This is a genomic window from Kribbella sp. NPDC050281 (assembly GCF_040655855.1).
Taxonomy (GTDB): domain Bacteria; phylum Actinomycetota; class Actinomycetes; order Propionibacteriales; family Kribbellaceae; genus Kribbella.
Window position 1 is genome coordinate 108,132 of sequence record NZ_JBFAKS010000012.1, and the last position, 25,983, is coordinate 134,114.

The 25,983-nt window shown below is 68.8% G+C and carries 21 protein-coding genes; 5 read left to right on the forward strand and 16 right to left on the reverse strand.

Going from position 1 to position 25,983, the window contains the following annotated elements:
- From iolD to AB0I34_RS15480, 6 genes are all read right to left on the reverse strand, one after another.
- On the reverse strand, window positions 1-1,914 hold the full coding sequence (gene iolD, locus AB0I34_RS15455) for a 3D-(3,5/4)-trihydroxycyclohexane-1,2-dione acylhydrolase (decyclizing) (RefSeq protein ID WP_360445365.1): 1,914 nt from the start codon (window positions 1,912-1,914) through the stop codon (window positions 1-3).
- Window positions 1,911-2,840, reverse strand: a complete 930-nt coding sequence (gene iolB / locus AB0I34_RS15460; protein ID WP_360445367.1) for a 5-deoxy-glucuronate isomerase — start codon at window positions 2,838-2,840, stop codon at window positions 1,911-1,913. Before iolB ends, iolD begins: the two co-directional genes overlap by 4 nt.
- 76 nt (window positions 2,841-2,916) lie before the next feature.
- Window positions 2,917-3,792, reverse strand: a complete 876-nt coding sequence (locus AB0I34_RS15465) for a deoxyribose-phosphate aldolase (protein ID WP_360445369.1) — start codon at window positions 3,790-3,792, stop codon at window positions 2,917-2,919.
- Between the two features lie 1,436 nt (window positions 3,793-5,228).
- Window positions 5,229-6,170 carry a 5-dehydro-2-deoxygluconokinase gene (gene iolC / locus AB0I34_RS15470; RefSeq protein ID WP_360445371.1) on the reverse strand — a complete coding sequence of 314 codons (942 nt, stop codon included), beginning with the start codon at window positions 6,168-6,170 and terminating at the stop codon, window positions 5,229-5,231.
- A 37-nt stretch (window positions 6,171-6,207) separates the two neighbouring features.
- The gene (locus tag AB0I34_RS15475) at window positions 6,208-7,089 is read right to left on the reverse strand and encodes a sugar phosphate isomerase/epimerase (RefSeq protein ID WP_360445373.1); all 882 of its coding nucleotides are present in this window, start codon (window positions 7,087-7,089) and stop codon (window positions 6,208-6,210) included.
- 37 nt (window positions 7,090-7,126) lie between these two features.
- Window positions 7,127-8,119 (reverse strand): Gfo/Idh/MocA family oxidoreductase, encoded by a 993-nt coding sequence (locus tag AB0I34_RS15480; RefSeq protein WP_360445375.1) that lies wholly within the window; start codon window positions 8,117-8,119, stop codon window positions 7,127-7,129.
- A 177-nt stretch (window positions 8,120-8,296) separates the two neighbouring features.
- Between AB0I34_RS15480 and AB0I34_RS15485 the strand changes: the two genes are divergently transcribed.
- Window positions 8,297-9,034: a GntR family transcriptional regulator gene (locus tag AB0I34_RS15485; RefSeq protein ID WP_360445377.1), complete on the forward strand. Its 738-nt coding sequence runs from the start codon at window positions 8,297-8,299 to the stop codon at window positions 9,032-9,034.
- Here the strand turns inward: AB0I34_RS15485 and AB0I34_RS15490 are convergent, their stop codons facing one another.
- Window positions 9,035-9,706 (reverse strand): IMP cyclohydrolase, encoded by a 672-nt coding sequence (locus AB0I34_RS15490; RefSeq protein ID WP_360445379.1) that lies wholly within the window; start codon window positions 9,704-9,706, stop codon window positions 9,035-9,037.
- Between the two features lie 90 nt (window positions 9,707-9,796).
- On the opposite strand from AB0I34_RS15490, the gene AB0I34_RS15495 reads away from it, so the two are divergent.
- Window positions 9,797-10,528, forward strand: coding sequence for a class I SAM-dependent methyltransferase (locus AB0I34_RS15495; protein ID WP_360445381.1), 732 nt, complete (start codon window positions 9,797-9,799; stop codon window positions 10,526-10,528).
- Window positions 10,529-10,576: 48 nt separating this feature from the next.
- On the opposite strand, the gene AB0I34_RS15500 is transcribed toward AB0I34_RS15495, so the two are convergent.
- The 7 genes from AB0I34_RS15500 to AB0I34_RS15530 all read right to left on the reverse strand — a co-directional run bounded on the left by AB0I34_RS15500 (window position 10,577) and on the right by AB0I34_RS15530 (window position 19,408).
- On the reverse strand, window positions 10,577-15,439 hold the full coding sequence (locus AB0I34_RS15500) for an NAD-glutamate dehydrogenase (RefSeq protein WP_360445383.1): 4,863 nt from the start codon (window positions 15,437-15,439) through the stop codon (window positions 10,577-10,579).
- 163 nt (window positions 15,440-15,602) lie between these two features.
- Window positions 15,603-15,800: a ferredoxin gene (locus AB0I34_RS15505; protein WP_360445385.1), complete on the reverse strand. Its 198-nt coding sequence runs from the start codon at window positions 15,798-15,800 to the stop codon at window positions 15,603-15,605.
- On the reverse strand, window positions 15,797-17,017 hold the full coding sequence (locus AB0I34_RS15510; RefSeq protein WP_360445387.1) for an NADH-ubiquinone oxidoreductase-F iron-sulfur binding region domain-containing protein: 1,221 nt from the start codon (window positions 17,015-17,017) through the stop codon (window positions 15,797-15,799). Before AB0I34_RS15510 ends, AB0I34_RS15505 begins: the two co-directional genes overlap by 4 nt.
- A complete protein-coding gene (locus AB0I34_RS15515) occupies window positions 17,014-17,586 on the reverse strand; it encodes a hypothetical protein (protein ID WP_360445389.1) in 573 nt (190 codons plus the stop codon). The genes AB0I34_RS15510 and AB0I34_RS15515 overlap by 4 nt, the downstream gene beginning before the upstream one ends.
- Window positions 17,586-18,494: an FAD:protein FMN transferase gene (locus AB0I34_RS15520; RefSeq protein WP_360445391.1), complete on the reverse strand. Its 909-nt coding sequence runs from the start codon at window positions 18,492-18,494 to the stop codon at window positions 17,586-17,588. The genes AB0I34_RS15515 and AB0I34_RS15520 overlap by 1 nt, the downstream gene beginning before the upstream one ends.
- Window positions 18,491-18,820: a hypothetical protein gene (locus tag AB0I34_RS15525; protein ID WP_360445393.1), complete on the reverse strand. Its 330-nt coding sequence runs from the start codon at window positions 18,818-18,820 to the stop codon at window positions 18,491-18,493. The genes AB0I34_RS15520 and AB0I34_RS15525 overlap by 4 nt, the downstream gene beginning before the upstream one ends.
- Window positions 18,821-18,916: 96 nt before the next feature.
- Complete coding sequence (locus tag AB0I34_RS15530; RefSeq protein WP_360445395.1) at window positions 18,917-19,408, reverse strand: MarR family winged helix-turn-helix transcriptional regulator; 492 nt, start codon at window positions 19,406-19,408, stop codon at window positions 18,917-18,919.
- 93 nt (window positions 19,409-19,501) lie between these two features.
- Here AB0I34_RS15530 and AB0I34_RS15535 point away from each other — a divergent pair, with 93 nt between their 5' ends.
- Window positions 19,502-20,482 carry an NmrA/HSCARG family protein gene (locus AB0I34_RS15535; RefSeq protein WP_360445397.1) on the forward strand — a complete coding sequence of 327 codons (981 nt, stop codon included), beginning with the start codon at window positions 19,502-19,504 and terminating at the stop codon, window positions 20,480-20,482.
- Between the two features lie 185 nt (window positions 20,483-20,667).
- On the opposite strand, the gene AB0I34_RS15540 is transcribed toward AB0I34_RS15535, so the two are convergent.
- Window positions 20,668-22,050, reverse strand: coding sequence for a cytochrome b N-terminal domain-containing protein (locus AB0I34_RS15540; protein WP_360445399.1), 1,383 nt, complete (start codon window positions 22,048-22,050; stop codon window positions 20,668-20,670).
- A gap of 321 nt (window positions 22,051-22,371) precedes the next feature.
- Window positions 22,372-23,514 (reverse strand): helix-turn-helix transcriptional regulator, encoded by a 1,143-nt coding sequence (locus AB0I34_RS15545; protein WP_360445401.1) that lies wholly within the window; start codon window positions 23,512-23,514, stop codon window positions 22,372-22,374.
- Between the two features lie 89 nt (window positions 23,515-23,603).
- Here AB0I34_RS15545 and AB0I34_RS15550 point away from each other — a divergent pair, with 89 nt between their 5' ends.
- Together AB0I34_RS15550 and AB0I34_RS15555 are read left to right on the forward strand one after the other, a co-directional pair.
- A complete protein-coding gene (locus AB0I34_RS15550; RefSeq protein WP_360445403.1) occupies window positions 23,604-24,626 on the forward strand; it encodes a methyltransferase in 1,023 nt (340 codons plus the stop codon).
- A gap of 91 nt (window positions 24,627-24,717) precedes the next feature.
- Window positions 24,718-25,902: an NAD(P)/FAD-dependent oxidoreductase gene (locus AB0I34_RS15555; protein ID WP_360445405.1), complete on the forward strand. Its 1,185-nt coding sequence runs from the start codon at window positions 24,718-24,720 to the stop codon at window positions 25,900-25,902.
- Window positions 25,903-25,983 lie beyond the last annotated feature (81 nt).

A 25,983-nucleotide genomic window follows, 5' to 3' on the forward strand; every position in this document is an offset into this window, starting at 1 on the left:
TCAGCTGTCTCCCTCGACCGGAGCGACGTACAACCGCTGGGACTTCTTGCTCTCCTCGTACTGCGCGGATGCGGCCTGGGTGGACTGCAGCGCGGACACCTCGCTGACCGGGACGTCCCACCAGGACTCGCTGTCCGGCCCGCCGATCAACGGATCGGTCGTGACGTGGATCGCGATCGGGCCGCTGGCAGCCTTCGCCGTACCGATCGCCTTCTCCAGCTCGGAGCGGTCGTGCACCTCAATGACATCGACGCCCAGGCTGCGAACGTTGGCCGCGAGGTCAACCGGCAGGTAGTCCCCGTCCAGCCGCCCGTCGCCGCTGCGCCTGCGGTACGCCGTCCCGAAGCGTTGCGAGCCGAGCGACTCCGACAAGGCGCCGATCGAGGCGAAGCCGTGGTTCTGAACCAGGACGACGATGATCTTCACGTTCTCCTGGACCGCGGTGACGAGCTCGCTCGACATCATCAGGTACGACCCGTCGCCGACGAGGACGAAGACGTCGCGATCCGGTGCACCGAGGCGGACCCCGATGCCGCCCGCGATCTCGTATCCCATGCAGGAGTAGCCATATTCGACGTGGTATCCCTTCGGGTCGCGCGTCCGCCACAGTTTGTGCAGCTCGCCGGGCATCGACCCGGCTGCGCAAACCACCACATCAGATGCCGCCGACAATTCGTTGACGGCACCGAGCACCTCGCCCTGGGTCAGGACGCCGACGGCGAGTTTCGAGGTCACCTCCGCGGGCGGGTTGTAGGTGTTATCCACAATCTCGTCCCACCGGGTTGCGAGAGTGGCCGCCGACGATCTGTACTGGTCGCTCACAGACCAGTCACCGAGCGCAGACGTCAAGGAAACAAGGGCTTCCCGGGCGTCAGCGACCAGAGGAAGGCCGGCATGCTTGCCACCGTCGAAGCGCGCGACATTGATGTTGACGAACCGCACCTCCGGGTTCTGGAAGGCGGTCCGCGAGGCCGTTGTGAAGTCGCTGTAGCGCGTGCCGATACCGATCACCAGGTCAGCCTCACGAGCCAGGGCGTTGGCTGCCGTGGTCCCCGTCGAGCCGACCGCGCCCACCGACTGTGGATGGTCGTAGCGCAGAGATCCCTTGCCTGCTTGGGTTTCCGAGACGGGTACGCCGGTGGCCTCGGCGAACCGGCGCAGTGCGTCCTCGGCGCCGGAGTAGTGCACTCCACCACCGGCGACGATCAGCGGCGCCTTCGCGGCCCGTAGGAGATCTACCGCCTTGTCGACAATTGATGCCTCGGGCAATGGTCTGGCGACGTACCAGGTGCGCTCGGTGAAGAGCTCGTCCGGCCAGTCGTAGGCCTCGGCCTGGACGTCCTGCGGCAGGGCCAGTGTCACCGCGCCGGTCTCGACCGGGTCGGTCAGCACCCGCATGGCGTTCAGCAATGCCGACGGCAGCTGCTCGGGGCGCCAGATGCGGTCGAAGTACTTCGACACCGGGCGGAACGCGTCGTTGACGGAGACGTCGCCGGCGCCGAAGCTCTCCAACTCCTGCAGCACGGGGGTCGCCACCCGGGTTGCGAACACGTCGGAAGGGAGGATGAGTACCGGCACCCGATTCACCGTGGCGAGGGCCGCGCCGGTCACCATGTTGGTCGAGCCCGGGCCGATGCTTGCCGTGCAGGCGTAGGTCTGGAGCCGGTCACGGGTGCGGGCGAAGGCGGACGCGGTGTGCACCATGGCCTGCTCGTTGCGGGCCAGGATGTACGGCAGCGCCGTCGGGTCCTCGAGCTCGGCCTGCAACAACGCCTGGCCGACGCCGGCCACGTTGCCGTGCCCGAAGATGCCCAGACACCCGGCGAACAGGCGCTGCCGCTCGCCGTCACGCTCCGAGTACTGGACGCTCAGGAATCGCACCAACGCCTGCGCGACCGTGAGACGCACCGTCATGACTTCTCTCCTCCGAAAGGATCTGCTGCATCGAAAGGCCCTGCTGCACCGAAAGGCAGGCGCGGGTCGATCTGCTGGGTGGCCCACAGGTCGCGGACCCAGCCGTGGTTGGGGTCGTCGGTGATCAGCCACTGACGTTCGGTTCCGGGGCCGGCCATCACGTTCAGGTAGTACATGTCGTAACCAGGAGGCGCCATCGCCGGACCATGCCAACCATGAGGCACCAGCACCACATCCCCGTCGCGGACCTCCGCGAGGACGTCGATGGGACGGTCCTCGGTGCCGTAGACCCGCTGGTAACCGATCGGGTCGTTGCCCTTGACACCTTCCGGGGCAGCGTCGGAGACCTGGAGCTCGAAGTAGTAGATCTCCTCGAGCACGCTCTCCTTGCCAGGCTTGTGCTCGTCGTGCTTGTGCGGCGGGTACGACGACCAGTTCCCTGCCGGGGTGAGAACTTCGCAGGCGATGATCGAGTCGGCTTCGAGAACGGTCGGCGTGCCGAAGTTGCGGACCTGGCGGGAAGCGACGCCCGCTCCGCGCAGCTCGGTCTCCACTTGCTCGACGCCGATCCGGCGGTACGGGTAGTCGTTCGCGGCCTTCGCGTGTGGGAAGGCAATGCGAGCGCCGCCCGCGCTGGTGACGGCGAGGGTGGAGCCGCGCGGGATGTACGCGAAGTCGGTCGGGCCGGCGAACACGTCAGCGCGGCCGCCGAGCGGGAGAGTCTCGCCATCGACGATCACCTCGGCTGATCCGCTCAGCGGGAGGACGAGGTACTCGCAGTCGCCGGTGTCGATCTCGATTGACTGCCCGGGGCGCAGGGTCGCGACGTACAGGCCGCTGTGCTCCCAGTCCTTCTCCCCTGGGGTGACGGCCACGTCGAATCCCTTGCGGGACGTGGATCCAGCCGGCCGGAACCACCTACTCATGGGCGTCCTCGCTTCGCTCCGGGCGCCCATGAGGCACAAGTCGGGCTGTGTTTTTCGATTCCCTCGCGCTGCTCGGTCATGCGGCACCTCCGTGTACCAGGGCTGCGGCGTGGTCGACGGCGTACGCGACGTTGCCATCGGGCGGGAAGAGGAGCGCGCGCCCGACAACGAGGCCGCGGACCGATGGGAGGCTCATGGCCTTGCCCCAGGACGCGTACGTCTCTTCGGGAGCGACGGTCGGGTCGCCGCCGAGGAGCAGCGTCGGAAGGGTGGTCGAGTCCATGACTCGGTCCAGGTCGTCGACGACCGGGAGCTTGAGCCAGGTGTACGCGCTCGTGGCGCCCAGACCGGCGGCGATGTTCACCGACTTGATCACCGAGTCGGCGTCGAGGACGTTGGTGACGCGGCCGTCGCGGCGGGTAGACCAGAACGGCTCGACCATCGCCATCAGCTTGTGCTCGGCGAGCTCGGTGACCGCCTTCGCGCTGGCTTGGAGCGTGGCCACGGTGCCGGGGTCGCCGAGGTCGATCCGGGTCAGCATCTTGCCGCCGTCGAGGCGGCGGGAGGCGATGTCGGCTGCTGTCGCGTACGCGGTGAAGCGGTCGTCGAGTTCGAAGGCCGAACCTTGCAGGCCGCCGCGGTTCATCGAGCCGATGACGACCTTGCCCTCGAGCGCGCCGAGCAGAAGGAGGTCCTCGAGGACATCCGGGGTTGCAAGGACGCCGTCGACGCCGGGACGCTCGAGTGCTGTGATCAGGCGGTCGATCAGCCCGGGACGGCTGGCCATCGCGAGACGGTCGTCACGTACGCCGAGGGCACCGCGGGCGGGGTGGTCGGCGGCCACGATGAGCAGGCGGCCGTCCTCCCCGACGAGTTCACGGGTCCGGCGCCGCTGCCACGCGTCCGCAACCCGCTCAGGGTGGCGGACCCGAATCTCAGTCAGCTCAGCCAACCGAGCCCCATACCCCTGCCCAGCCCCAGACACATACACCGGCAGCTGCACCGCTGGCTGCGCCGGCAGCTGCACCGACCCTTGCCACGACTGCTGCTCCGATCCCCGCGACGGCAGGTGCACCGCAGGCTGCGACGCCGGCTGCTCCGATCCCTGCCACGACTGCTGCTCCGACGGTTGCTCCGATCCTTGCCAGGACTGCTGCTCCGGAGGTTGCGACGGCGCTTGCTCCGACCCTTGCCACGGCTGCTGCTCCGGCGCTTGCTCGGACCCTCGCGACGGCGGTTGGCCTGATGACTGCGCTCGTTCTTGCACTGACGTTGGCCCCGCTGGTTGCATCGGTGGTTGAGACGGTGATTGCGCTGCTGCTTGCGAGCGCGGATGCGCGGTAGAGAAGTCCAGGTTGGCGATCGCGGTCGTCTGGTCGTCAGCGGCAGGGCCGGTGGGGGTGGGCTGGTTGGTGGGGGTCGGTTGACCGGTCGGAGTCGCCGCTTGCCACGCGGCGGCGGGATCCTCCTGCCCAACGTCCCTGCGGGGTGCATGGTGACGCCCCGGACCTCTCGGCGTGGCTGGACCCTGTGGCGTGGCAGGACCGTGTGGCATCACGTCGCCGGGTGCCACCTGACCCGGTGGGGTCGCCTGACCGTGTGGCGTCACGTCGTCGGGTGCCACCTGACCCGGTGGTGTTGCCTGACCGTGTGGCGTCACATCGCCTGGTGCCACCTGACCCGGTGGTGTTGCCTGACCGTGTGCTGTCGCCCACCCTGGCGCGGCGGGTGCTGCGGCTGGGTGGGACGGTGCTGAATCGGGCCACGACTCGACGGTTGGGTCGTCGGGGTAGCCCGGAGCCTGTGCGACCACGGTTGGGTCGTTGGCGCCGCGTGGTGCGGATGGCACCGTGTTGGTTGGGTCGTTGGCGCCGGGCTGGGCGATCACGGTGGTGTCGTTGGAGCCGGGGTAGTGGGCCGCCGGTTTGTGGGGGCGGGGCCGGCTGGTGTGGGCGGGCAGGGTGGGGTCGTCGGGGCCGGGCAGTGCGGAGGGGACTGCGCCGCCGGGCGGTGCGGAGGGGACTGCGCGGCCGGGGGGTGTGGACGGGACGGCGACCGTTGGGTCGTCGGCGCCGGGCCGGTGGGCAACTGTCGGGTCGTCAGGGCCGGCAGGGGCGAAGGGTGCTGCGCGGCCGTGGGGTGCGAGCGGGACGGCGACCGTTGGGCCGTTGGCGCCGGGCCGGTGGGCGACTGTCGGGTCGTCGGGGCCGGGGGTTGCGGACGGGACGGGGACCGTTGGGTCGTCGGGGCGATGGCTGCGCGGGTGGGCGGCGGGGTCATCGAGGGGTGGGCCGTCGGGGGTGGGGGTGAGGACTGTGGGGTCGTTGTCCGGGTCGGGGCGGCGGATCGGGATGGGGCGGCGGGACTCGGGGTTCTGGTCGGGAGGGGTCATGCTTCATCACCCATGTGGGAGAGAACTTCCTTGGTGGTGGGCATGGCGGTCGAACATTCGAGGCGGGACGCGACGATGGCGCCGGCCGTGTTGGCGAAACGGATGATCTTCTCCAGAGGCCAGCCGGACAGCAGGCCATGACACAACGCGCCGCCGAACCCGTCGCCGGCGCCGAGGCCGTTGACGACCTCGACCGGGTACGGCGGGACCTCGACCCGCTCGTCCCGGGTCCGGGCCAGAGTGCCCTTCGGCCCTTGCTTGACGACGGCGAGGTCGAGACCGCGGTCCAGCAACGCCTGCGCCGCCTTGTCCGGATCCGTTTCGCCGACCGCGACCTCACACTCCTCACGGTTGCCAACAGCAACCGTGCAGTACTCCAACGCCCGGCTGACCTGCTCGTGCGCCTCGCTCGGATCGGCCCAGAACATCGGACGGTAGTCGAGATCCAGCACCGTGATCGGCCGCCGTCCACGAGCTTCCCAGGCAGCGAAGTGCGCCGACCGGGATGGCTCAGCCGACAGCCCGGTCACGGTGGACCAGTAGATCCGCGCGTCCCGGATCGCGTCGAGGTCGAGCTCCGACGGGTTGATCACGAGATCCGGCGCCTTCGGGAACCGGTAGAAATACAAGGGGAAACTGTCCGGCGGGAAGATCTCGCAGAACGTGATCGGCGTCGGCAGCCCGTCGACCGGCGTCACGTACCGATCGTCGACCCCCAGCTCGAGCAGAGTCCGATGGATGAAGGTGCCGAACGGGTCGTTGCCGGTCCGGCTGATCACCGCCGACTTCCGCCCGTGCTTCGCCGCGGCCACCGCCACGTTCGTCGCACTGCCACCCAGGAACTTCCCGAACGACGTGACGTCCTCCAAGTGCGTGCCGATCTGCAGCGGATAGAGGTCCACTCCGATTCGCCCGATCGTCAGTACGTCGTCCGCCATCACACCGCCACCAGATCATCGACTGTCAACAACGTCATCACACGGCCTCCGCGATCCCGCGCAGATGCGCGATACTCGCCCGTACGTCGACCACCGGGCCCTCGTCGATCGGCCGGTCCGGCAGGATCGTGTCCTGCTCCAGCACGTACCAACCGTCGTACCCGGCCTTCTCCAGCGTGCTGATGATCGCGGTGAGGTCGATGTCGCCGGCGCCGAGCGGGCGGTACATGCCCTGCCGGACGGCGTCGGTGTAGGTGACCTCGCCGGCCTGGACCTTCGCGGCCCAACCGGCGTCGACGTCCTTCAGGTGGGTGTGCTTGATCCGGGCGGTGTGGCCGAGGGTCAACGCGACCGGATCGACGCCGCCGATCAGCAGGTGGCCGGTGTCCAGGGTGAGACCGATCGACGAGCCGCGCAGGACGCGGTCGACGTCGTCGGTGTTCTCGACCATGGTGCCGACGTGTGGGTGGATCGTGGCCAGCACGCCGCGGTCCGCAGCCATCGCGGACAGCTTGTCCAGGTTGGCGAGCAGGGTGCCCCAGCCGTCCTCGTCCAGCACCGGTCGGTCGTCGTACCCCTCCTTGCCGGTCGCGGCGGCGAGGACCAGCGTGGTCGCACCGGCGGCCACGAACCCGTCGAGCGCCGTGGTGACCTCGACAGCAGGGTCGTACGACGGATCGTGCAGGACGACCGGGACGAATCCGCCGACCGCCCGCAGACCCACATCGGCGAGCGTCTTCGCCTTGTCGGCCGGGTCGTCCGGCAGGAATCCGATCGGGCCGAACTCGGTCGCGGCGAGGCCGACGGCGCGCATCTCGGCCAGCACTGCCTCCGCGTCGTACTGCCAGCCCCAGCCCGGGACCTCGCAGACGCCCCACGAGATCGGGGCGCCGGCGATCCGGGCAGCGAGATCAGTCATCGAGCAGGTCTCCTCTTCAGGGGTTCAGGGTGACGACTCAGGGGTTCAGGGTGACGACGCGGTTTTCGTGGCGGGACTGTTCGCACGCGTCGGCGATGCGGAAGGCCGCGAGCGCATCGCGGACAGTGCAGGGCACCTCACGGGTGCCCTCGGCAACCTCGGTGAAGGCGGTCAGCTCGGCCACGTACGCCGGCTGAAAGCGGTCCATGAAGGTCAGATGCGGCTTCCCGTCGGGGAAGGTGACGCCGGGCTCCGCCGAGCGCAGCGCCGTGTGCTCGTCCAGCCCGACCGCGACCGAACCCAGACTGCCCAGGAGCTCCATCCGTACGTCGTGGCCCGCGCCGTTGTAGCGCGTGCCGCTGACCGCGACGAAGGTGCTGTCGTCCAGCGTGAGCAGAGCAGCCGCCGCGTCCACATCACCGTACTCGCCGAAGAATGCCTCGCCGCGGTTGGCGCCGGTCGCGTAGACGCTGACGACCTCGCGGCCGGTGACGTACCGGATGATGTCGAAGTCGTGCACGGTGCAGTCGCGGAAGAAGCCGCCGCTCTGCGGGATGTACTCGCGGTGCGGCGGGAAGGCGTCGTTCGTGTTCGCGCGGATGTGGTGGATGAAGCCGAGCTCGCCGGACTCGACCTTGGCCCGCGCGGCCTGGTAGCCGGCGTCGAAGCGGCGCTGGAAGCCGATATGCACCGGTACGTCGGACGCCTCGACCAGCTCGACCACACGCTCAGTCTCGGCGAGGTCGAGCGCGACCGGCTTCTCGCAGAACGTCGGAATGCCGGCCGCAACACCGGCCGCGATCAGCTCTGCGTGCGCCGACGTGGCGGCGGCGATGACGAAGCCGTCCAGCCCGCTCGCCAGCAGGGCCGGAACGTCAGCGGCGAACTCGACCCCGAGATCCTTCGCGACCACCTCGGCGCGTCCAGGGTCGGCGTCCGCGACGACCACCTGATCCACCGCCGGCAACCCCCTGAGCGTCGCGGCGTGGAACGCCCCGATCCGCCCCACCCCGACCAACCCGATCCGCATCCCCAGCCGCCTCTCTCGTCGTACCCGGCCAGCGGCCAGGCGCAGTCAGTCGACGGCTCCAGCATGGTCCGGCGCCGCCCGCCCGGCCAGCTTTCCGGGCCACCGAAGACGTGTCAATAGTTTGTTAGCACATTCGGACGTGCAGACATGCTTACGCGGCTCGGGTAGCATCCGGCCATGGCCGCCCTGCCGATCAGCATCGATCGGACGAGCCCGGTGCCGCTCTACCACCAGCTCGCCGAGCAACTGACCGCTGCCATCAGCGGTGGCACGCTCCGCCCCGGCGACCCGTTCGAGAACGAGATCGCGATGTCGGACCGCCTCGGCCTGTCCCGGCCGACCGTCCGCCGCGCCATTTCCGAACTGGTGAACAAGGGACTGCTGGTCCGCCGCCGCGGCATCGGCACCACGGTCGCGAACCAGATGGTGCACCGCAAGGCCGAACTGACCAGCCTGTACGACGACCTGGTCCGGGAGGGCCGGACACCGCGGACCGACGTGCTCGCGCTCAGCTGCGAGGCGCACGACGACCGGGCCGCCGAGGTGCTCGGGTTGCCGCCGGGCAGCCCGCTGGTGTCGATCGTGCGGCTGCGGTACGCCGGCGACCAGCCACTCGCCATCCTCCGCAACTGGTTGCCACCAGCAATGAATGACCTGACCGCGACCGAACTCGAGACCGACGGCCTGTACGCCGTCCTCCGGGCTCGTGGGATCCGCCCGACCGTCGCCCGCCAGCGGATCGGCGCCCGCAACGCCACCGCCGAGGAACGCCGCACCCTGCACATGTCCAAGGCCGAGCCCTTGGTCACCATGACCCGCTCTGCCTACGACGCCGCCGGCTCCCCCGTCGAATTCGGCGACCACTGCTACCGAGCCGACCAGTACTCGGTCGAGGTCCTGGTCTCCGACCGTTGATCAACGCACGATCGCCGCACCGAAAGGCGCAGCGAGCGGGACGACGAACAGCGCAACCCTCAACGACGGGTCAAGGGCGCTCCATACGCCGTCCGCGACGTCCTGCCAGCCACTCCCGATCCCGACGACCTCGGGGTAGCCGGAGGTGATCACGTCGGCGGCTGTCCCGGCGTACGTGCTGACGTGGACGCCGGTTGCCGGCGGCAACTCCGGGACGAACAGGGACGGGTGCTCCACCAACTCCTCAGCGCCGGGGACCGACCGGGCAGAGCCGACGATCACGCCGGTCCCGTCCGTCGACGCGGTCGCGAAGATCCTCGGCGTACGAATCGGCGGGTCCGGCTCATACGCGTGATCCCGCAGCGCCACCTGCAGATCACGCCCGTCTCGGCGCGCCTGCGCGAGCTCGCTCACCTGCGTCCCGTTCCCGACCACGAGCCAGCCGTCGCCACGAACGGCGGCCGTGTAGTGACGGAGGTCGTCGGTAGACGCACCCGAGACGTCCTGCACCACGACCGAGTCGTCCGACACCACCAGCTTCCGCCCCTGCGACGCCGCAGTACGTCCCGTCAACCAGTACGCCGCAAACCCGGCACCGTCCGGATCCCGCCCCAGCACCAACCCACGCCCCGGGTACTCCACCGCACCAACGACATCCACAAGTCCACGCACGGCGTCATCCTCGCATCGCAGCGGATGACCGGATCGTCGGGCTGGGGAAACCTAATTGCGCGCCCCGAGCGGTGCACCTACCGTGAGCCGGTGACATTGGATCCGTATGGGGACGAGGAACTCGTCGAGCTGTACGACGTCGACAACCCGGCCGGGGACGACCATGACTACTTCCGGCGGCTGGCCGGCACGATCGGGGCCACCAAGGTCGTCGACCTCGGCTGCGGGACAGGGCTGCTGACCAGGTCGCTGGTGACGCCCGGACGCGTCGTCATCGGAATCGACCCGAGCGCGACGATGCTGAACTTCGCGCGCCGGCAACCGGGAGCGGAGGCTGTGACCTGGATCGACGGCGACGCCTCGGCGATCGCGTCCACCGGAGACATCGATCTGGTCGTGAGCAGCGGCAACACGATGATGCACATCCCCGATGACGACCTTTCGTCCGCGCTGAAGTCCTGCGCCGGCGCCCTGCGGCCCGGCGGCGTGATGACCTTCGAGAGCCGCAACCCGGCCACGCGTGCCTGGGAGGGTTGGACCAGGCAAGCGACGTACGGCGACCGCGACACGTCAGTGGGTCACCTGCGCGAATGGATCGAGGTGACCGAGGTGGACGCCGGGCGGGTGGTGTTCGACGCACACAACCTGTTCGACGACGGCCGCGACGCTGTCTACACCACCACCCTCTACTTCCGCACCGCCGAGGAGATCACCGCCGCCCTCGAAGACGCCGGCTTCGGCGCCGTCACCGTCCGAGGCGGCTGGCACAACGAGACCGCAACCCCCACCTCTCGCCTCCTGGTCGTCCACGCGACTAAGTAGTAGCCCCACTGGCCGGACGGGACCTCCGTCCGGCCGACTGGCGAAAACTCAGGCCTGGTTGGCGAGGAGGGTCCGGACCAGGCGGAGGCCTACGGAGAGGTGGGCCAGTTCTGGGCCTTCGGTTTCCACAATCTCCTCGAGCATGGTGGCGGCTCGGGACAGGGCTGCTTCGTTCTGGTCCTGCCAGGTGATGACGCGGTCCTCGGGCTCGTCGGTGGCGTCCGTGGTGGCGAGGACCTGGCGGGTCAGGCGGGCGTGGACGGCGTGCAGGTCGTCGCGCAGCGCGGCCCGGGCCATCGTCTGCCAGCGGTCGGTGCGGGGCAGGTTGATGATGCGTTCCAGGAACCGACCCAGTTGCAGCCGCTCACCGAGGGCGAAGTGGACCTTGGCGACCTCGAGGATGTCGAGGTTGTCGCGGGACGCCGTCTCGACGACCCCGAGTCCGGCGTACGCCGGGGGCAGCACAGCGATCCGGGTGGCGAACTCGGGCGAAACCCCCTTCTGTACAAGGGCTTCCCGCCGCTGCTCGAACAGCGCCAGCTCGCGACCCCGCAAGACGTCGGGCAGGGCTGCGGTCAGCTTCGCGATCCCCGGCCCGAAGAACTCGATCAGTTCCTCGATGTCCACCGGAGGCCGCTGGCTGCTGACCAGCCACCGCGTGGCCCGCTCGACCAGCGTGCGGGTCTCGAGCCGCATGTGCGTCTGTGTCCCCGCGTCGACGATGTTGTCGAGGGCGGCGTTCCCGGACAGCAGCTCGGGCTGCGCAAAGATCCGCGAGGCAGCCAGATTGGCGCGAACGACGTCCTCGACCGTGCCGCCGGTCTCCAGCGACAGCCGGTGGTACGCCGTGATCCCGGAGGTGTTGACGAACTCGTTGACCACCTGGGTGGTGATGATCTCGCGCCGCAGCTGGTGGGACTGGATCTGCTCGGCGAACCGTTCCTGGATCGCCTTCGGGAAGTAGCTGGACAGCTTGTGCGCCAGGTAGTGGTCGTCCGGCAGCGAGGTCTTCAGCAACTCGGCCTCGAGCACGATCTTGGTGTAGGCGATCAGCACCGACAGCTCAGGTGAGGTCAGCCCGCGCCCGTCGGCCTTGCGCCGCTTGAACTCGGCGACACTCGGCAGGAACTCCAGCTCCCGGTTCAGCAGTCCTTGCTTCTCCAGCCGCCGTACCCAGTCCTGGTGGACGTGCATCAGGGCCGGCGCCTGCGCGACCCCGTTGGCCAGCGCGACGTTCTGCCGGTAGTTGCTCTTCAGCACCAGCCCGCCGACCTCGTCGGTCATCGAGGCGATGATGTCGTTGCGCTGCTTCTCGGTCAGGTCGCCGTCGGCAACCACCTTGTCCAGCAGGATCTTGATGTTCACCTCGTGGTCGGAGGTGTCCACGCCGGCCACGTTGTCGATGAAGTCGGTGTTGATCCGGCCACCGCCCGCGGCGTACTCGATCCGGCCCAGCTGGGTGAAGCCGAGGTTGCCGCCCTCGCCGACCGCGCGGGCGCGCAGGTCGGCGCCATTGATCCGGATCGCGTCGTTCGCCTTGTCGCCGACGTCGCCGTTCGACTCGGTCGACGCCTTCACGTAGGTGCCGATGCCGCCGTTCCAGAACAGGTCGACCGGCGCCTTCAGGATCGCGTTCATCAGTTCGGCCGGCGTCAGTGTCGCCGGGCTGCCCTCGATGCCGAGCACCTCGCGGACCTCGGCCGAGATCGGGATCGCCTTGTCGGTCCGCGGGTAGATGCCGCCGCCCTCGGAGATCAGGCCCGAGTCGTAGTCGGCCCAGGACGACCGCGGCAGGTCGAACAGCCGCCGCCGCTCCAGGTACGACTTGGCGGCATCCGGTGCCGGGTCGAGGAAGATGTGCCGGTGGTCGAACGCCGCGACCAGCCGGATGTGCTCCGAGGCGAGCATCCCGTTGCCGAACACATCTCCGGACATGTCGCCGACACCGACGACGCTGAAATCCTCGTTCTGGCAGTCGTGGCCCATCTCGCGGAAGTGCCGCTTGACCGACTCCCAGGCACCACGCGCGGTGATGCCCATCGCCTTGTGGTCGTACCCGACCGAGCCGCCGGACGCGAACGCGTCACCCAGCCAGAAGCCGTACTGCTTCGCGACCCCGTTGGCGATGTCCGAGAACGTCGCCGTGCCCTTGTCCGCGGCAACGACCAGGTAGGCGTCGTCACCGTCGTACCGGACCACGTCCCGCGGCGCAACGATGCCACCGGCAACGATGTTGTCGGTGATGTCGAGCAGCCCGGAGATGAACGTCTTGTACGACGCGATGCCCTCGGCCAGCCAGGCGTCGCGGTCAACCGTCGGATCGGGCAGCTTCTTGGCGTAGAACCCGCCCTTCGCGCCGACCGGCACGATGACCGAGTTCTTCACCATCTGCGCCTTGACCAGGCCGAGCACCTCGGTCCGGAAGTCCTCGCGCCGGTCGGACCAGCGCAGCCCGCCGCGGGCGACCGCGCCGAAGCGCAGGTGCACACCCTCGACCTGCGGCGAGTACACGAAGATCTCGTACGCCGGCCGCGGCTGCGGCAGATCCGGGATCGCCTTCGGCTCCAGCTTCAGCGAGATGTAGTCACGCGGCTCGCCGTCGGCGATCCGGGGCTGGAAGTAGTTCGTCCGCAGCGTCGCCTTGATCACGGTCAGGTACGAGCGCAGGATCCGGTCCTCGTCCAGGCTCTGCACCGTGTCCAGCGCGGCCAGGATCTCCTTCTCCAGCTGGGCTGTCCGGGCGATCCGGTCCGGGTCGTCGCCGGCGCCGCGGGCCGGGTCGAAGCTCACCTCGAACAGCTGGACGAGCAGGCAGGCCACGTCCACGTGGTTCAGGAACGTGTTCTGGATGTAGTCCTGGCTGAACGGCGTACCGCCCTGCCGGATGTACCGCTGGTACGCCCGCAGGATCGACACCTGGCGCCAGCTGAGGCTTCCGCGCAGGACCAGCGCATTCAGCTTGTCCGACTCGGCCCGGCCCTGCCAGACCGCCTGGAACGTGTCGGAGAAGAGCTTGCGCAGCTCCTCGCGCTCGTCGGGTTTCTCTGGCGCCTTCAGCCCGAAGTCGTAGATGTACACCGTCGCGTCGCCGCGCCGGATCTCGTACGGGCGCTCGTCGATGACCTCGACGCCCATGTGGGTCAGGTGCGGCAGCACCTGCGACAGCGACAGCGCCGTTCCGGTCCGGTAGACCTTGAAGCGGCGTTCGCCCTCCCACTCCTCGTCCAGCGGACTGTAGAGCGACATGGCCAGCCCGTTGTCGGGAGGCAGCGACTCCAGCACGGTCACGTCCTTGACGGCGACCCGGGCGTCGAAGTCCTCCTTGTACGCCTCCGGGAAGGCGCCGGCGTACCGGCGGGCCAGCTGCGTCACGGCGCCGTCGCCACCCTGGGCGTGCAGTGCTGCGGTGAAGTCGTCCTCCCAGGCGCGGGTCGCCTCGACCACCTTCTGCTCGAGCAGCTCGGCGTCGAACTCGCCCACGGTCTCGCCCTGCTTCATCCGGACGACGAAGTGGACTCGGGCCAGCACGGACTCGGTCACGTACGCCGCGTAGGTGACGGACTCGGCGCCGATGGCGTCCTTGAGGATCTGCTGCATCCGCAGCCGGACCGCAGTGGTGTATCGGTCACGCGGCAGGTACACCAGGCAGGACAGGTAGCGGTTGTAGACGTCGCGCCGTACGAACAGCTTGACCGCACGCCGCTCCTGCAGGTGCAGCACCGACTGCACGATCGGTAGCAGGTCCTCCACCGGAGCCTGCAGCAGCTCGTCGCGCGGATACGTCTCCAGTACGTCGAGCAAGCCCTTGCCACTGTGGCTGTTCGGGTCGAAGCCGGTCAGCCGGAACAGCTCCAGCGCCTTGCGCCGCAGCACCGGGATCTGCATGACGCTCTCGGTGTACGCCGTCGACGACAGCAGACCGATGAACCGGCGCTCCAGCACCGGGTCGCCGTTCGCGTCGAACTGCTTGATGCCGACATAGTCCAGATACGCCGACCGGTGCACGGTGGACCGCGAGTTCGCCTTGGTCAGGATCAGCAGCTTGCGCTCACGGGCCTTCGCGCTCACCTCCGGCGGCAGCTTGCCGGAGTTCGGCTTCGGGTCCGGCCGGAGGATGCCCAGCCCGGTCCCGGGACGGCCGCGCAGGATGCCCTGCTCGCCCTCCATGGTGAAGTCGTACTCGCGGTAGCCGAGGAAGGTGAAGTGCTCGTCGGCGAGCCACTCCAGCAGCTCGCGCGCCTCCTCCACCTCGTTCTCGCCCACCGGCAGGTCGGCCGCGTTCAGCTCCTCGGCGATCGAGACCGCCTTCTCGTGCATCTTCGGCCAGTCCTCGACCGCCTCGCGCACGTCGTGCAGCACCGTCTGCAGTGCCTGCTCCAGGGCCCGCTGCTCGGCGACGTCGGCGATCCGCTCGACCTCCAGGTGCATCCAGCTCTCCCGGACCAGATCGTGCGCGTCCGAGGCCTCGGTGTCGTCGAGGACCTCCTGCAGCGTGCCGGCGACGTCCCGCCGGACCACGAACTGGGGGTGGATCAGCAGCTGCAACTCGAGGTTGTGGTCGGTGATCGCCATCGAGGCGCTGTCCACCAGGAACGGCATGTCGTCGACCACGATCTCGACCACGGTCCGGCCGTCCGCGGACCAGCCGTGCTCCTCCAGGGTCGGCGTGAAGACATGAACCTTCGCCGTACCCTGCGGCCGCGACGCCGCGGTCTTGTAATGGTGCCGTGCAGCGCCCAGACAGTCGGTCGGCTGGCGTTCGGCCACGTCCTCGGCGGCGACGTAGCGGTAGTAGCGCTCGAGGAACGTCCTCAGCTTCGCCGGATCCACCGATTTGTCGTGCCCGTGTGTTCCCGCAGCCACCGCCTTGGCGAGAACTTCCGCCTTCTGGACGTCCAGCTTGCTCTGCATTCCCCACCGTCTCCACGCGTGCCCTCGGCGCCGCTCGCGCCGGATCGCACGACATTGTGCGATCACTCAGAGACTAGTCCACCTTTGTCACTGGTGTGATGTCGGGACGAGCCTGTCCAGAGCCTTGTAGATCACACTTCACGGATCGGTTGCATCGCGTATTTCACCTGTCAGCAAAGCGCAACGCCAGGGCCGGGCAGGCGAGGACGGCGCGGCGTACCGCGGGCGCATCACCGGCGGTGATCTCCCGTCCGCGCAGTACCGGGAAACCCCACTCGTCGAGGACGACGTCGTCCGGCAACAGGGTGGCGCAGAGGCCGTGCCCGTCGCAGCGCGTCCAGTCGATCTCCAGTCTATTCACCACTCACCTCCAGGCAGAGGTAGGACTCCGTGGACCGGTCGGCCGCAGCCGCCACCGCCTCCGCCGAGGTGGAGCCGGACGTCCTCACCGAACACCTCCAGCGCCGACGCGAGGAACCGCGCCGAGCCGTCCGGGTGCGCGCACGCTCCACGCCCCGGCACAAGACCTAGGTGACGGTGCGCATCGTGCCAGCCGGTCGCCTCGCCGCGCACCAACCTGCCGAAGTCGTCGACCAGAGCCGCGAGGCCGAACACGCACGGCCCGCACTGCCCGGCTGACTGACTCGCCAGCCAGCCCGCGACCCGGTGCACCTCACCGAGCGGGCAGGTGTCCGACCCGAGCGCCAGGATGATCCCGGCGGACGCTTCCGGTCGCTGCAGCGTCAGGCCGTCGGTCCGCGCGAGCCAGCGGCCGTGGTACCCACCCAGCAGCACCGGACCGTGCTCCGCACCCGCGAACTGCAGGACGGTGTCCAGCGGCACACCGGTCGGCGTCTCCATTACACCCGGCTTCAGCACCGCGCCGTCGATCGTCAGCAACTGTGTACCGGGCTCACTGATCAGTCCGGTGCTACTGAACCCTTTCGACCCCAGTCGCGCGAGTACGGCAAGTTGCGCGAACGTCTCCACGTTCGACAGGAACGTCGGCCGCCGGTGGTACCCCTTCCGCGTTGGCAACACCCTCCGCCCAGGCGGTACGGCGGGGCCACCTTCCAACGCACTCAGCACCGCACGGGCCTCACCTGCGACAAAGCGGCCAGTTGTGTCGCTCACCTCGATCGCCAGGCCGTCGTCGCGTTCCACGATCGCCTCCCGAACGGAGGTTGCCGCGGTCGCATCATGTACGGCGATCAGCACGTGGGGCGCACCGAGTGCGCGGGCCAGACCGACAGCGCCGTCCAGGACCAGGTGCGGCGCGACTGTGAGGAGTAGACGGTCCTTGCGGCTCACCGGCTCGCTCTCCGAACCGTTGACGACGACAGCCTCGACGCCGCGCGCCGGGAGGTCAGCCAGCTTCAGTGCGACCAGGAACGCCGCACCGCCGCGTCCTCTGAGGCCGACAGACTCGGCCAACCGCGTGTAGGTCTCGCGGGTGAGGTCCGGCTGAGTGCCGTGGGTCCAGTGATGGCGCTGCAGATCTAGACCGCCCCGGTCGACACCCGCCAGCAACCGTGGCTCACCGATGACCCGCACCCGGGTGTCCTGCAAGGTCGTCATCGCGTTCTCCCGGCTCGTGCGAGGTTCAGCGGCGTACTGGCGCGTGCCGCCTGGCTGCGAGCGCGGTACACACCCGCTGCGGCGACTGCGCCGAGGCAGCCGAGGGTGATGGCGAGCATCCAGGGGGTGCCCCGGTCGGTCCCGGCCAGCAGCGAGTGCCCGATGGACAGCAGCCAGCCGATGGATGCGGCGATGTGGATCGAGCGCCAGTGCCTGGTGACGGTCTCCGACTTCGCGAGGCGGCCGCGGGCGGCTCCGACGACTGCGGCGAGCACCAGCCCGTACAGCGCGAGTACTCCGACGACCATGGCGAACGGGCGGTAGCCGGAGCCGAACGGCCAGACCAGGACGCCCGGACTGATGTCGACGTAGGCGTCGGCGATGACTGCGATGACATGCGTCGTCAGGAGGACCAGACCAGTGGCTGCCGCCGAGCGGTGCACGTACTGCAGCCAGAACCGACGGCCCGGATCACGACTGCCCGACGTGAGGATGCCGAGCGAGGCCGACACCGTGAACATGATCATGGCGACGATTCCCGCCGCGCGGGCGAGGTACCAGAGCGTCATCAGGCGGCTTCGCTCGACGCCGGCCAACCGGACAGCTCAGTGACCTCGCCGCCGTCGTCGATCAGCCGGGCAGGGTGACCAGCCAGGGTCAGCCGCCCGAGAGCCGCCTCCCCTGTCGCGACCAGCGCCGTACTGAAGGTGTTGGCCCGCACTGCGGTTGGCGCCCAGACCGATGCGGTTCGCCACTGACCATCCGCGGGCTTGCCGGTGCGGGGGTCGATGAGGTGGTGTGCGTAGCCGGTCGGCGTCTGCCAGCGCCGTACTGTCCGAGTAGAGGTCGTCAGGCCGCCGTGAGCGAGGGTGACGAGTACGCCGGGGTCACCGGCGCGCTCGGCGACCGTGATGACCCACGGCTTGACCGGATCGCCGGCGGCACGGAGGTCCCCACCGATCTCGACCAGGATTGCGCAGCCGTAGCGCTTGCTGAGCATCAGAGCGGCCCGGTCGGCGGTCCACGCCTTGGCGATCGCGCCGAGGTCCAGAGCACAGTCACTCGGTACGCCGAGCAACGCGAGCTTCCGGTTGAGCTGGACCTGCTGCCAGCCGGGGATCGGTTTCGGGTCGGCCGGCGGCTCTGGGAACCGCCGCCGTACCGCCTCGATGTCGTCGTTGTAGCCGGCCGCGATCACCGCGGCGCCGACCGTCGGGTCGACCGCACCACCGCTCATCGAGGCCGCGACCAGGCTCACGTCGACCAGGTCGACGAGCAGGCGCGACACCGGCACGAGGGCGCCGGCGCGGGAGTTCACGATCGAGAGCTCGGAGTCCGGGCGGAACCGGCTGGCGGCCTTGTCGACGCGATCCATCAGCGCCTTCAGCTCACCACAGGCAGCGCCGAGGACGGCTGGGTCGTCGACCGTCAGGCGGACGGTGCAGCTCCAGGCGGTCCAGGTGCGCGAGGCGCTCATGATCCGTTGCTCCCGCCCTGCGAGGTCGAGCCCGACGAGGCCGAGCCGAGACCACTCGAGCCGCTGTCGTCGGAGCTGGAGCCACCGCTACTGGAACCACCGCTGCTGGAACCACCGGTGCTGGAACCACCGGTGCTGGAACCTGAGCCGGAGCTGGTGGTCGTGCCGGTGCTGCCGTTGTCCGCCTGCCGTGCGGACACGATCGCGACGGACAGTCCGGTGCCGCCGATACCGAGGACCGCTGTCGCGATCGCGGCCGCGGACGCCCGGCGCAGCCAGCGCCGGCGGGCTGAGTGGGGCTCTTCGAACGCCTCTGTGGTGACCATGCCGCCAGCCTCGCGGCAAGCTCATCAGCCGCACTCCAAGAGACCGTCAAGCCAGCATCAAGTTCTGCTGAGAGCTCTCTGTGAGGACCTCTCAGGTCAGCAGTTCCCGCTCACCTCGGGTGGGCAGTCGTTGCCCTCGTGCTTGCGGATGGTGTCGACGATCTCGTCCGACACCTCGCCCAGCACGGCCAGCCGGTCGGGCCCGAAGACGTCGACGAAGAACTCGCGGATCCGGGCCGCGTGGGCCGGCGCACAGGCCTCGATCGCCGCCATCCCCTCCGCGGTGATCGCGATCTCCGGGTACCGGGAGTCGCAGGCCACCTTCTGGATCAGGCCGCGCTTCTCCATCCGGGTCAGGTGGTGCGACATCCGGCTCTTCTCCCACTGGGTCGCCCGGCCCAGCTCGAACGCCCGCATCCGCCCGGTCTTCGACTCCGACAGATTCACCAGGATCTCGAAGTCCGACTTGGACAGGCCGTACTCACGCTGGAGATGACGCTCCATGTGCGTCTCCAGCGTCTTGTGCATCAGCAGGTAGCTGCGCCACGCCTTCTGCTCGTCGTCGTCGAGCCACGGTCCCTTGCCCACAACGACCATGGTACCCGACTGGGTTGACACATCAACCAAGCGCGCTACGATCGATCGCGTTGACACATCAACCTAAATTCTGGGGAGTTCGATATGACTGAGCAGAAGCTGATCGCCGTGGTCGGAGCCACCGGGGCCCAGGGCGGCGGACTGGCCCGCGCGATCCTGGCCGATCCGTCCGGCGAGTTCGGCGTACGGGCGCTGACCCGCAATCCGGAGTCCGCCAAGGCGAAGGAGCTGGCGGCGGCCGGCGTCGAGGTGGTGGCGGCCGACCTGGACGACGAGGCGAGCGTGCGGGCGGCCTTCGAGGGCGTGTACGGCGCCTTCGTGGTGACGAACTACTGGGTCGACCGCACCCCCGAGGAAGAGGCGGCGCGGACCCGGGCGGAGATGGAGCTCCAGCAGGCCGACATCGCCGCGACCGCTGCCAAGGACGCCGGTGTCGCGCACGTGATCTGGTCGACCCTCGAGGACACCAGGCCGTTCTTCAGCGATCGGAACGACGTACCGAGCCTGGACGACGGGCGCTACAAGGTGCCGCACTTCGACGCGAAGGGCGAGGCGGACGAGCTGTTCACGAAGTACGGCGTACCGACGACGTTCCTGCGGACCACGTTCTACTTCGATGCCTTCATCAACGGAATGCCGCCTGCCCGCGGCGAGGACGGCAAGCTGACCATCTCGATGCCGATGGCGGACCGGCTGCTGTCCGGGATCGCGTCCGAAGACATCGGCCGGACCGCACTGGCGATCCTCAAGCGCGGCACGGAGTTCATCGGAGAGACCGTGAGCATCGCCGGGGACCACCTGACCGGCAAGGAGTACGCCGCCGGACTGTCCGACGTACTGGGCGAGGAGGTTGTCTACCAGCCCCCGACCTGGGAGGACTACCGCGCCCTCCCGTTCCCGCTGGCCATCGAGTTCAGCAACATGTTCCAGTTCTACGCCGAAGACGCCGACCGCTTCACCACCGACCGCAACCTCACCAAGGTCCGAGCCCTCAACCCGGCCCTCCAGTCCTTCGCAACCTGGCTGGAAACCCACAAGGACGAACTGAAGGCCTCCCAGAACTGACCGATCCGACCACGCAGCCACGGCGGCTTGGGACCTGCCCAGGCCGCCGTTGCCCTCCTCGATCCCCGCTCACCAACGCACGACACTGACCACCGTTTGCCACCACTCGGACCCCCGAGGAGACGGCGATCTCGATTACGGCCGAGATCATCGCGACCCGCAGAGCTGCGAGCGCCCAACCGCTGTCAACGACGACCGGTCGTATCCACGCGGCTGTCTTCGGATGAGGTGAGTTGGAGGTGGGCCGGGCGGTGTGTTTCGACGTACCCGCCCGTCGGGAGCCGGAGGATCCGGCCGGTCTCGATGCCGTTGGTGGCGATCTTCGTGTCGCGTTGCTGTAGGCCCAGGCAGATACGGCGGGTGATGCTGAAGGCGACCGGTGGGCCGATGATCAGCAGTGCCTGGAACAGGTGGATCAAGGCGTTGACCGAGAGGTGGAACTGGACGGCCATCGTGTCGGCCCCGGCGGCGGCCCAGAGCGTGCCGTAGAAGACGACTCCGGCCACGCCGATGCCGGTGCGGATCGGGTTGCTGCGCGGGCGTTCGAGCAGGTTGTGTTCGCGCCGGTCGCGGGTCACTCGCTCCTCGATGAACGGGTAGATCCCGACGAGCGCGAGGAACAGCGTGCAGATGGCAACCGGGAGCAGGATGGCGAAGCTGATGGTCCTGCCCCACCAGACGGCCTCCCAGCCCGGCGCCAGCCGCAGCGCACCGTCCAGGAAGGCGAGGTACCACGCCGAGCCGACTCCTGCTGAGGTGTTCGCCGGATCGGCCGGGCCGAACAGCCACACCGGGTTGATGGTGGCCAGCGCGCCCATCAGGCCGACTACTCCGGCGACGAAGCAGAACAGACCGACGCTCTTGACCACGGCGACAGTCGCCGGACTTCCCACCACGTTGTCCTCGGTTCGCCCGGGGCCGGCGAACTGCGCCGGTTTGTTCCTGAGCGCGAGCGCCCCGCTGACGATGAAGAGCACAACGAGGAGTGCGGGTAGGACGATGATGTGCAGCGGGTAGAACTGCGTGATCACATCGCCCGGGAAAGCCCCTCCGAACAGCAGCGCCGAGAGCTGCGTTCCCACGAACGGAGTTGCCTGCAGGACGCCGTCGAGTACTGCGAGGCTCGTGCCGGACGCCATGTCGTCCGGGAGCGTCGTACCGGTCAGGCAGGCGCCGAGCGTGATGATCAGCAACCCGAAGACGACCACCCAGTTCAGCCGCCGCGGCCGGCGGAACCCGGCGGTGAAGAACAGCCGCAACAGGTGCAGCAGGATCGCCGCCACCATGATCAGCGCGCCCCAGTGGTGCATCTGGCGCACGAGCAGGCCACCGCGCAGCTCGAAGCTGATCGTCATCGTCGAGTCCATCGCCTGTGACATCTGTACGCCGTGCAGCGGTGCGTACGAGCCGTCGTACACAACGTGCTCGACCGACGGTTGGTACGGCACCATCAGCACAAGGCCGGTGAGCGTCACCACAACGAAGCTGTAGAAGGCGATCTGGCCGAACAGCAGCGACCAGTGATCAGGGAATACTCTCGCTCGCAGATTGCTCCAGGGACCTCGCATGATTCGGCCCTCCTCATACATACGACCCCGCAGCGACCGAGACTGTGACGCCTCGTGCTGCACATCACGTTCTCGACCGCCCTACAGGCAGGGCCGTCGAGACCGAACCTGTCAGGAACGTCGCCGGGACCGGCAGCGGGACCAGCGCGTGGTACACGAGGCTGGGCGAAGCGAGGTTGACCGTGCCGACCGCTGGATCTCGGACGCGCCTTCGAAGATGGTGTAGATCTCTTCCAGCCTGGCGGCAACCGCATAGACCCGGCACAGCCTGGGCTGTGGCACGGGATGGGACGGCGGACCCGCTGATCTGAGCGGCCGGCGTCAGGGTTCGTCGGGTGAGATGCCGCGCACCAGCAGGCCAGGTGTCGCGCCGGCCGGGGCCTCCCAGCGGGTCGCGTAGTGGTCGAGGAAGATCTGCCCGACCAGCTCGCCCCGGCTGCGCACACCGGTCTTGTCGAAGATCGACTTGAGGTGGTCCTGCACGGTGTACGGCGACATGGTCAAGGCGCGGGCGATCTCCTTGGTGACCCGACCCTGAACGCACTGCACGGCCACCTGGCACTCCCGGTCGGTCAGGCCGTACGAGAGGGCGATGACCGGCGCGACGTCCTGCGGGGTGGCGGGATGGATGATCACCGCGGTCCTGTCGCCGGTGCCTCCGCTGAGCCGGGTGCCGTACAGCAGGAGCCAGGCGCCGGAGCGGGTCCGGACCCTGGCTCGGGCGGCCAGTTCGAGGGGGTCGGTGCCGGGCGTGATCGCGCGGGCGCGGGCAGCGATCGCCTGCACCGTCTTCGACTCGCTCGGTGAACTCGGTGGAGGCTCTTCGACAAGCTCGCCGATCCACCGCTCCGCGGCACCGGAGATCGACTCCGGCTCGCCGTGCTCGTCGAATACGACCACCCCTGGGCCGTGGTCCACCGGCCCTCCGACGTACGGCGAGATCGGCCGCGCCAGCATGGCGCGGCGCAGACCAGTCGCGATCACGGGAGCCAACGTGGCCAGCGTCCGCACCTCCCCCTCGGTGAACCAGGCTTCGTCGGCGCGACGCAGGAAGGCCGCCGCGCCCCAGTAGATGCCATCGGCAACGAGCGACACGCGCAGCTCGTCGCCGAATCCGTGGTTCCCTTGGGACCGGTGCCGAACCGAGCGGGACAGCTCGCCGTGGGTGTCGATGCTGGTCGCACCGGCGATCCGGCCGCTGCGGGCGAGGAAGGACCACTTGTTGACGTCCTCGATGACGTACTCGTGATGGGCCAGCCACGAGCCGGAGCAGCCGACGTTCCGGTTGACGCTGCCGGTGAACAGGATCGTTCCCGGGTCGACCGTGTGGCAGCACCAGGCGTGGAAGGGGATGACGGTCGCGAGCACATCGGCTACAGCGGTGCCGAAGTCCACCCACGTCATTCCGCCGCCACCCAGCCGCTGGATCTCGTCGCGGATCCGGGGTGCCAAAGTCCCTGTCACCTCTGCAGAGTACGGCGCGGCCCATGTCCGGCGGCACCCCCAGAATCGTGGGATTGCGGCCATCTGAAGCCGCTCCGCACGCTGAGGGCATGACGACCACAGACACAGCCTCCACGGGGAATCTCCACGACGTGACGCCGAGCCGGATCTTCGAGATCGCGCAGGGCTTCATGGCCAGCAAACACCTGTTCGCGGCGTCCGAGCTCGGCGTGTTCGAGGCGCTGGGCGAAGGGCCGGTGGATCTCGCCGGTCTCGCCGCCCGCACCGGTCTCACCCGGCGTACGGCACGCATCAGCGCGGACGCCATGGTCGCGATCGGCCTGCTCGAGCGGCATGGCGACCGCTACGCGAACAGCTCGGTGGCGGCCACCTTCCTGTCCGGCGCGACCCCGGCCGACTTCCGGCCGCTGCTCAGGTTCTGGGACCGGCTCAGCTACCCCGCCTGGGAGGACCTCGCCGGCGCCCTCGGCCGCGGCCGACCGGTCCACGAGATCTTCGAGATCGACGACGACCTGATACCGATCATGTCGGCCGGCATCGCCGCCGCCACCGCCGCGGCCTGCCATGCCCTTCCCGAGGCGGCCGCGCTGCCTGCAGGAAGCCGGCTGCTGGACATCGGCGGAGGCACCGGTTCCTGGTCGATCGCCCTGGCCGCGGCCGACCCGGCCCTCACCGCGACCGTCTTCGAACTCCCCTTCGTTGCGCCCGTCGCAAGGGAACAGCTGCGCGCCACGGCGTACTCAGACCGCCTCGACGTCCGCGTCGGTGACATCCTCGTGGCCGACGATCTGCCGCGGGGGTACGACGCCTTCCTGCTTGCCAACCTGGTGCACTGCTTCGCTCCGGAGACCAACCAGTCGATCCTGCACCGGATCCGCGCCGCTGCCGAACCCGGGGCCCGCCTGCTGCTCGCCGACTTCTGGACCGACCCGACCCACACCCAGCCGCTCCCGGCCGCGCTGATGGCAGGCGAGTTCGCGATCCACGTCAACGACGGCGACGTCTACAGCGTCGAGGAAGGCACCGCCTGGCTGCACGACACGGGCTGGCGCTTTCTCGATCACCGGCTGCTGGCCGGACCGATCAGCGTCATCATCGCCGAGACCGCTTGAATCCGGAACGAACGGTCATGGCCGGCGTGCGCGGCGCGGAATCGTCGCTACGGGGCGGCGCGACTGACGCTTGCAGGAAGGGAGTTTCGCGATGATCTCGCACCAGGTTGCGATCATCGGCGCGGGCACGTCCGGTGTCTCGGCGGCCGTGGCCCTTGCCGATCGCGGCGTCAAGCCGCTGCTCGTCGACCGGGCCGACCAGGTCGGCTCGTCATGGCGCAGTCGCTATGACCGGCTGCGTCTGAACACCGGCAGGCAGTTCTCGCATCTGCCGAACCGTCCCTACCCGAGTGGGACACCGACCTTTCCCACCCGGGACCAGGTGATCGACCACATCGAGCGACATGCGAACGAGGACGGAATCGAACTGTGCTTGGGCTGCACGGCAGAACGGCTCGACCGAGCCGACGGGCATTGGCGGCTGACAACCTCCACCGGCGAGGTCGAAGCTTCCCAGGTGGTGGTTGCCACTGGCTTCGATCACGAGCCCTTCATCCCTGATTGGCCGGGGCGCGACGAGTGGCCAGGCGGTCTGATTCATTCTTCGCAGTACCGGAATCCGTTGCCATACAACGGCAAACGGGTCCTGGTGGTAGGACCGGGAAGTTCCGGCATGGAGATCGCCTACGACCTGGCCACGGGCGGTGCGGCCAAGGTGTGGCTCGCCGTTCGCACGCCGCCCAACATCATGCTCCGCCAGGGACCCGGGGGTATACCGGGCGACTTCATCGCGACGCCGCTCTACCATGCCCCGGTCCGGATCGCCGATGCGATTGCTCGGTTCAGCCGGAGGATGGACATAGGGGACCTGCACGAATTCGGACTCCCGGTGCCCGCCGAAGGCATTTTCGCGCGGAGCTCGCGGCTCGGCGTGGCCCCGGCAATCCTGGACAAGGACGTCATCGCGGTCATCCGGGACAAGTTCATCGAGATCGTGCGCGGCGTCGGGGCCCTCGACGCCGCCGGCGTGGCGCTGGCGGACGGAACGCGAATCAACCCGGACGCCATGGTCTGCGCGACCGGCTTCCGGAGAGGCCTCGCGCAGCTGGTTGGGCACCTCGGCGTGCTCGACGAGCGAGGTTGGCCGACGACCACTGGCGAAGCACCCGCCGCGGACGGCCTGCGGTTCATCGGGTTCGTGCCGAGACCGTCACAGATCGGATTCGCCGCCAAACAGGCCCGACGCGGGGCACAAGCGATTGCCCAGGAACTGCGGCGGAGCAAGCAAAGCAGCCAGGACCCGATCCGCGGCGACACGGGCCGGGCCGGTGGGTGAACCCCTCAAGTCACAGCGCGCCGCTGCCCGGCGCGGATCGCCCTCCCGCCCTCGTCTGCCACCACTCCACGGAGCAGTGAC

Excerpts from the sequence above, each read along its gene's own strand:
- iolD (WP_360445365.1), bottom strand. The coding sequence starts at position 1,914 with ATGACGGTGCGTCTCACGGTCGCGCAGGCGTTGGTGCGATTCCTGAGC.
- iolB (WP_360445367.1), bottom strand. The coding sequence starts at position 2,840 with ATGAGTAGGTGGTTCCGGCCGGCTGGATCCACGTCCCGCAAGGGATTC.
- iolC (WP_360445371.1), bottom strand. The coding sequence starts at position 6,170 with ATGGCGGACGACGTACTGACGATCGGGCGAATCGGAGTGGACCTCTAT.
- AB0I34_RS15475 (WP_360445373.1), bottom strand. The coding sequence starts at position 7,089 with ATGACTGATCTCGCTGCCCGGATCGCCGGCGCCCCGATCTCGTGGGGC.
- AB0I34_RS15480 (WP_360445375.1), bottom strand. The coding sequence starts at position 8,119 with ATGCGGATCGGGTTGGTCGGGGTGGGGCGGATCGGGGCGTTCCACGCC.
- AB0I34_RS15485 (WP_360445377.1), top strand. The coding sequence starts at position 8,297 with ATGGCCGCCCTGCCGATCAGCATCGATCGGACGAGCCCGGTGCCGCTC.
- AB0I34_RS15500 (WP_360445383.1), bottom strand. The coding sequence starts at position 15,439 with ATGCAGAGCAAGCTGGACGTCCAGAAGGCGGAAGTTCTCGCCAAGGCG.
- AB0I34_RS15510 (WP_360445387.1), bottom strand. The coding sequence starts at position 17,017 with ATGACGACCTTGCAGGACACCCGGGTGCGGGTCATCGGTGAGCCACGG.
- AB0I34_RS15515 (WP_360445389.1), bottom strand. The coding sequence starts at position 17,586 with ATGACGCTCTGGTACCTCGCCCGCGCGGCGGGAATCGTCGCCATGATC.
- AB0I34_RS15520 (WP_360445391.1), bottom strand. The coding sequence starts at position 18,494 with ATGAGCGCCTCGCGCACCTGGACCGCCTGGAGCTGCACCGTCCGCCTG.
- AB0I34_RS15525 (WP_360445393.1), bottom strand. The coding sequence starts at position 18,820 with ATGGTCACCACAGAGGCGTTCGAAGAGCCCCACTCAGCCCGCCGGCGC.
- AB0I34_RS15535 (WP_360445397.1), top strand. The coding sequence starts at position 19,502 with ATGACTGAGCAGAAGCTGATCGCCGTGGTCGGAGCCACCGGGGCCCAG.
- AB0I34_RS15540 (WP_360445399.1), bottom strand. The coding sequence starts at position 22,050 with ATGCGAGGTCCCTGGAGCAATCTGCGAGCGAGAGTATTCCCTGATCAC.
- AB0I34_RS15550 (WP_360445403.1), top strand. The coding sequence starts at position 23,604 with ATGACGACCACAGACACAGCCTCCACGGGGAATCTCCACGACGTGACG.
- AB0I34_RS15555 (WP_360445405.1), top strand. The coding sequence starts at position 24,718 with ATGATCTCGCACCAGGTTGCGATCATCGGCGCGGGCACGTCCGGTGTC.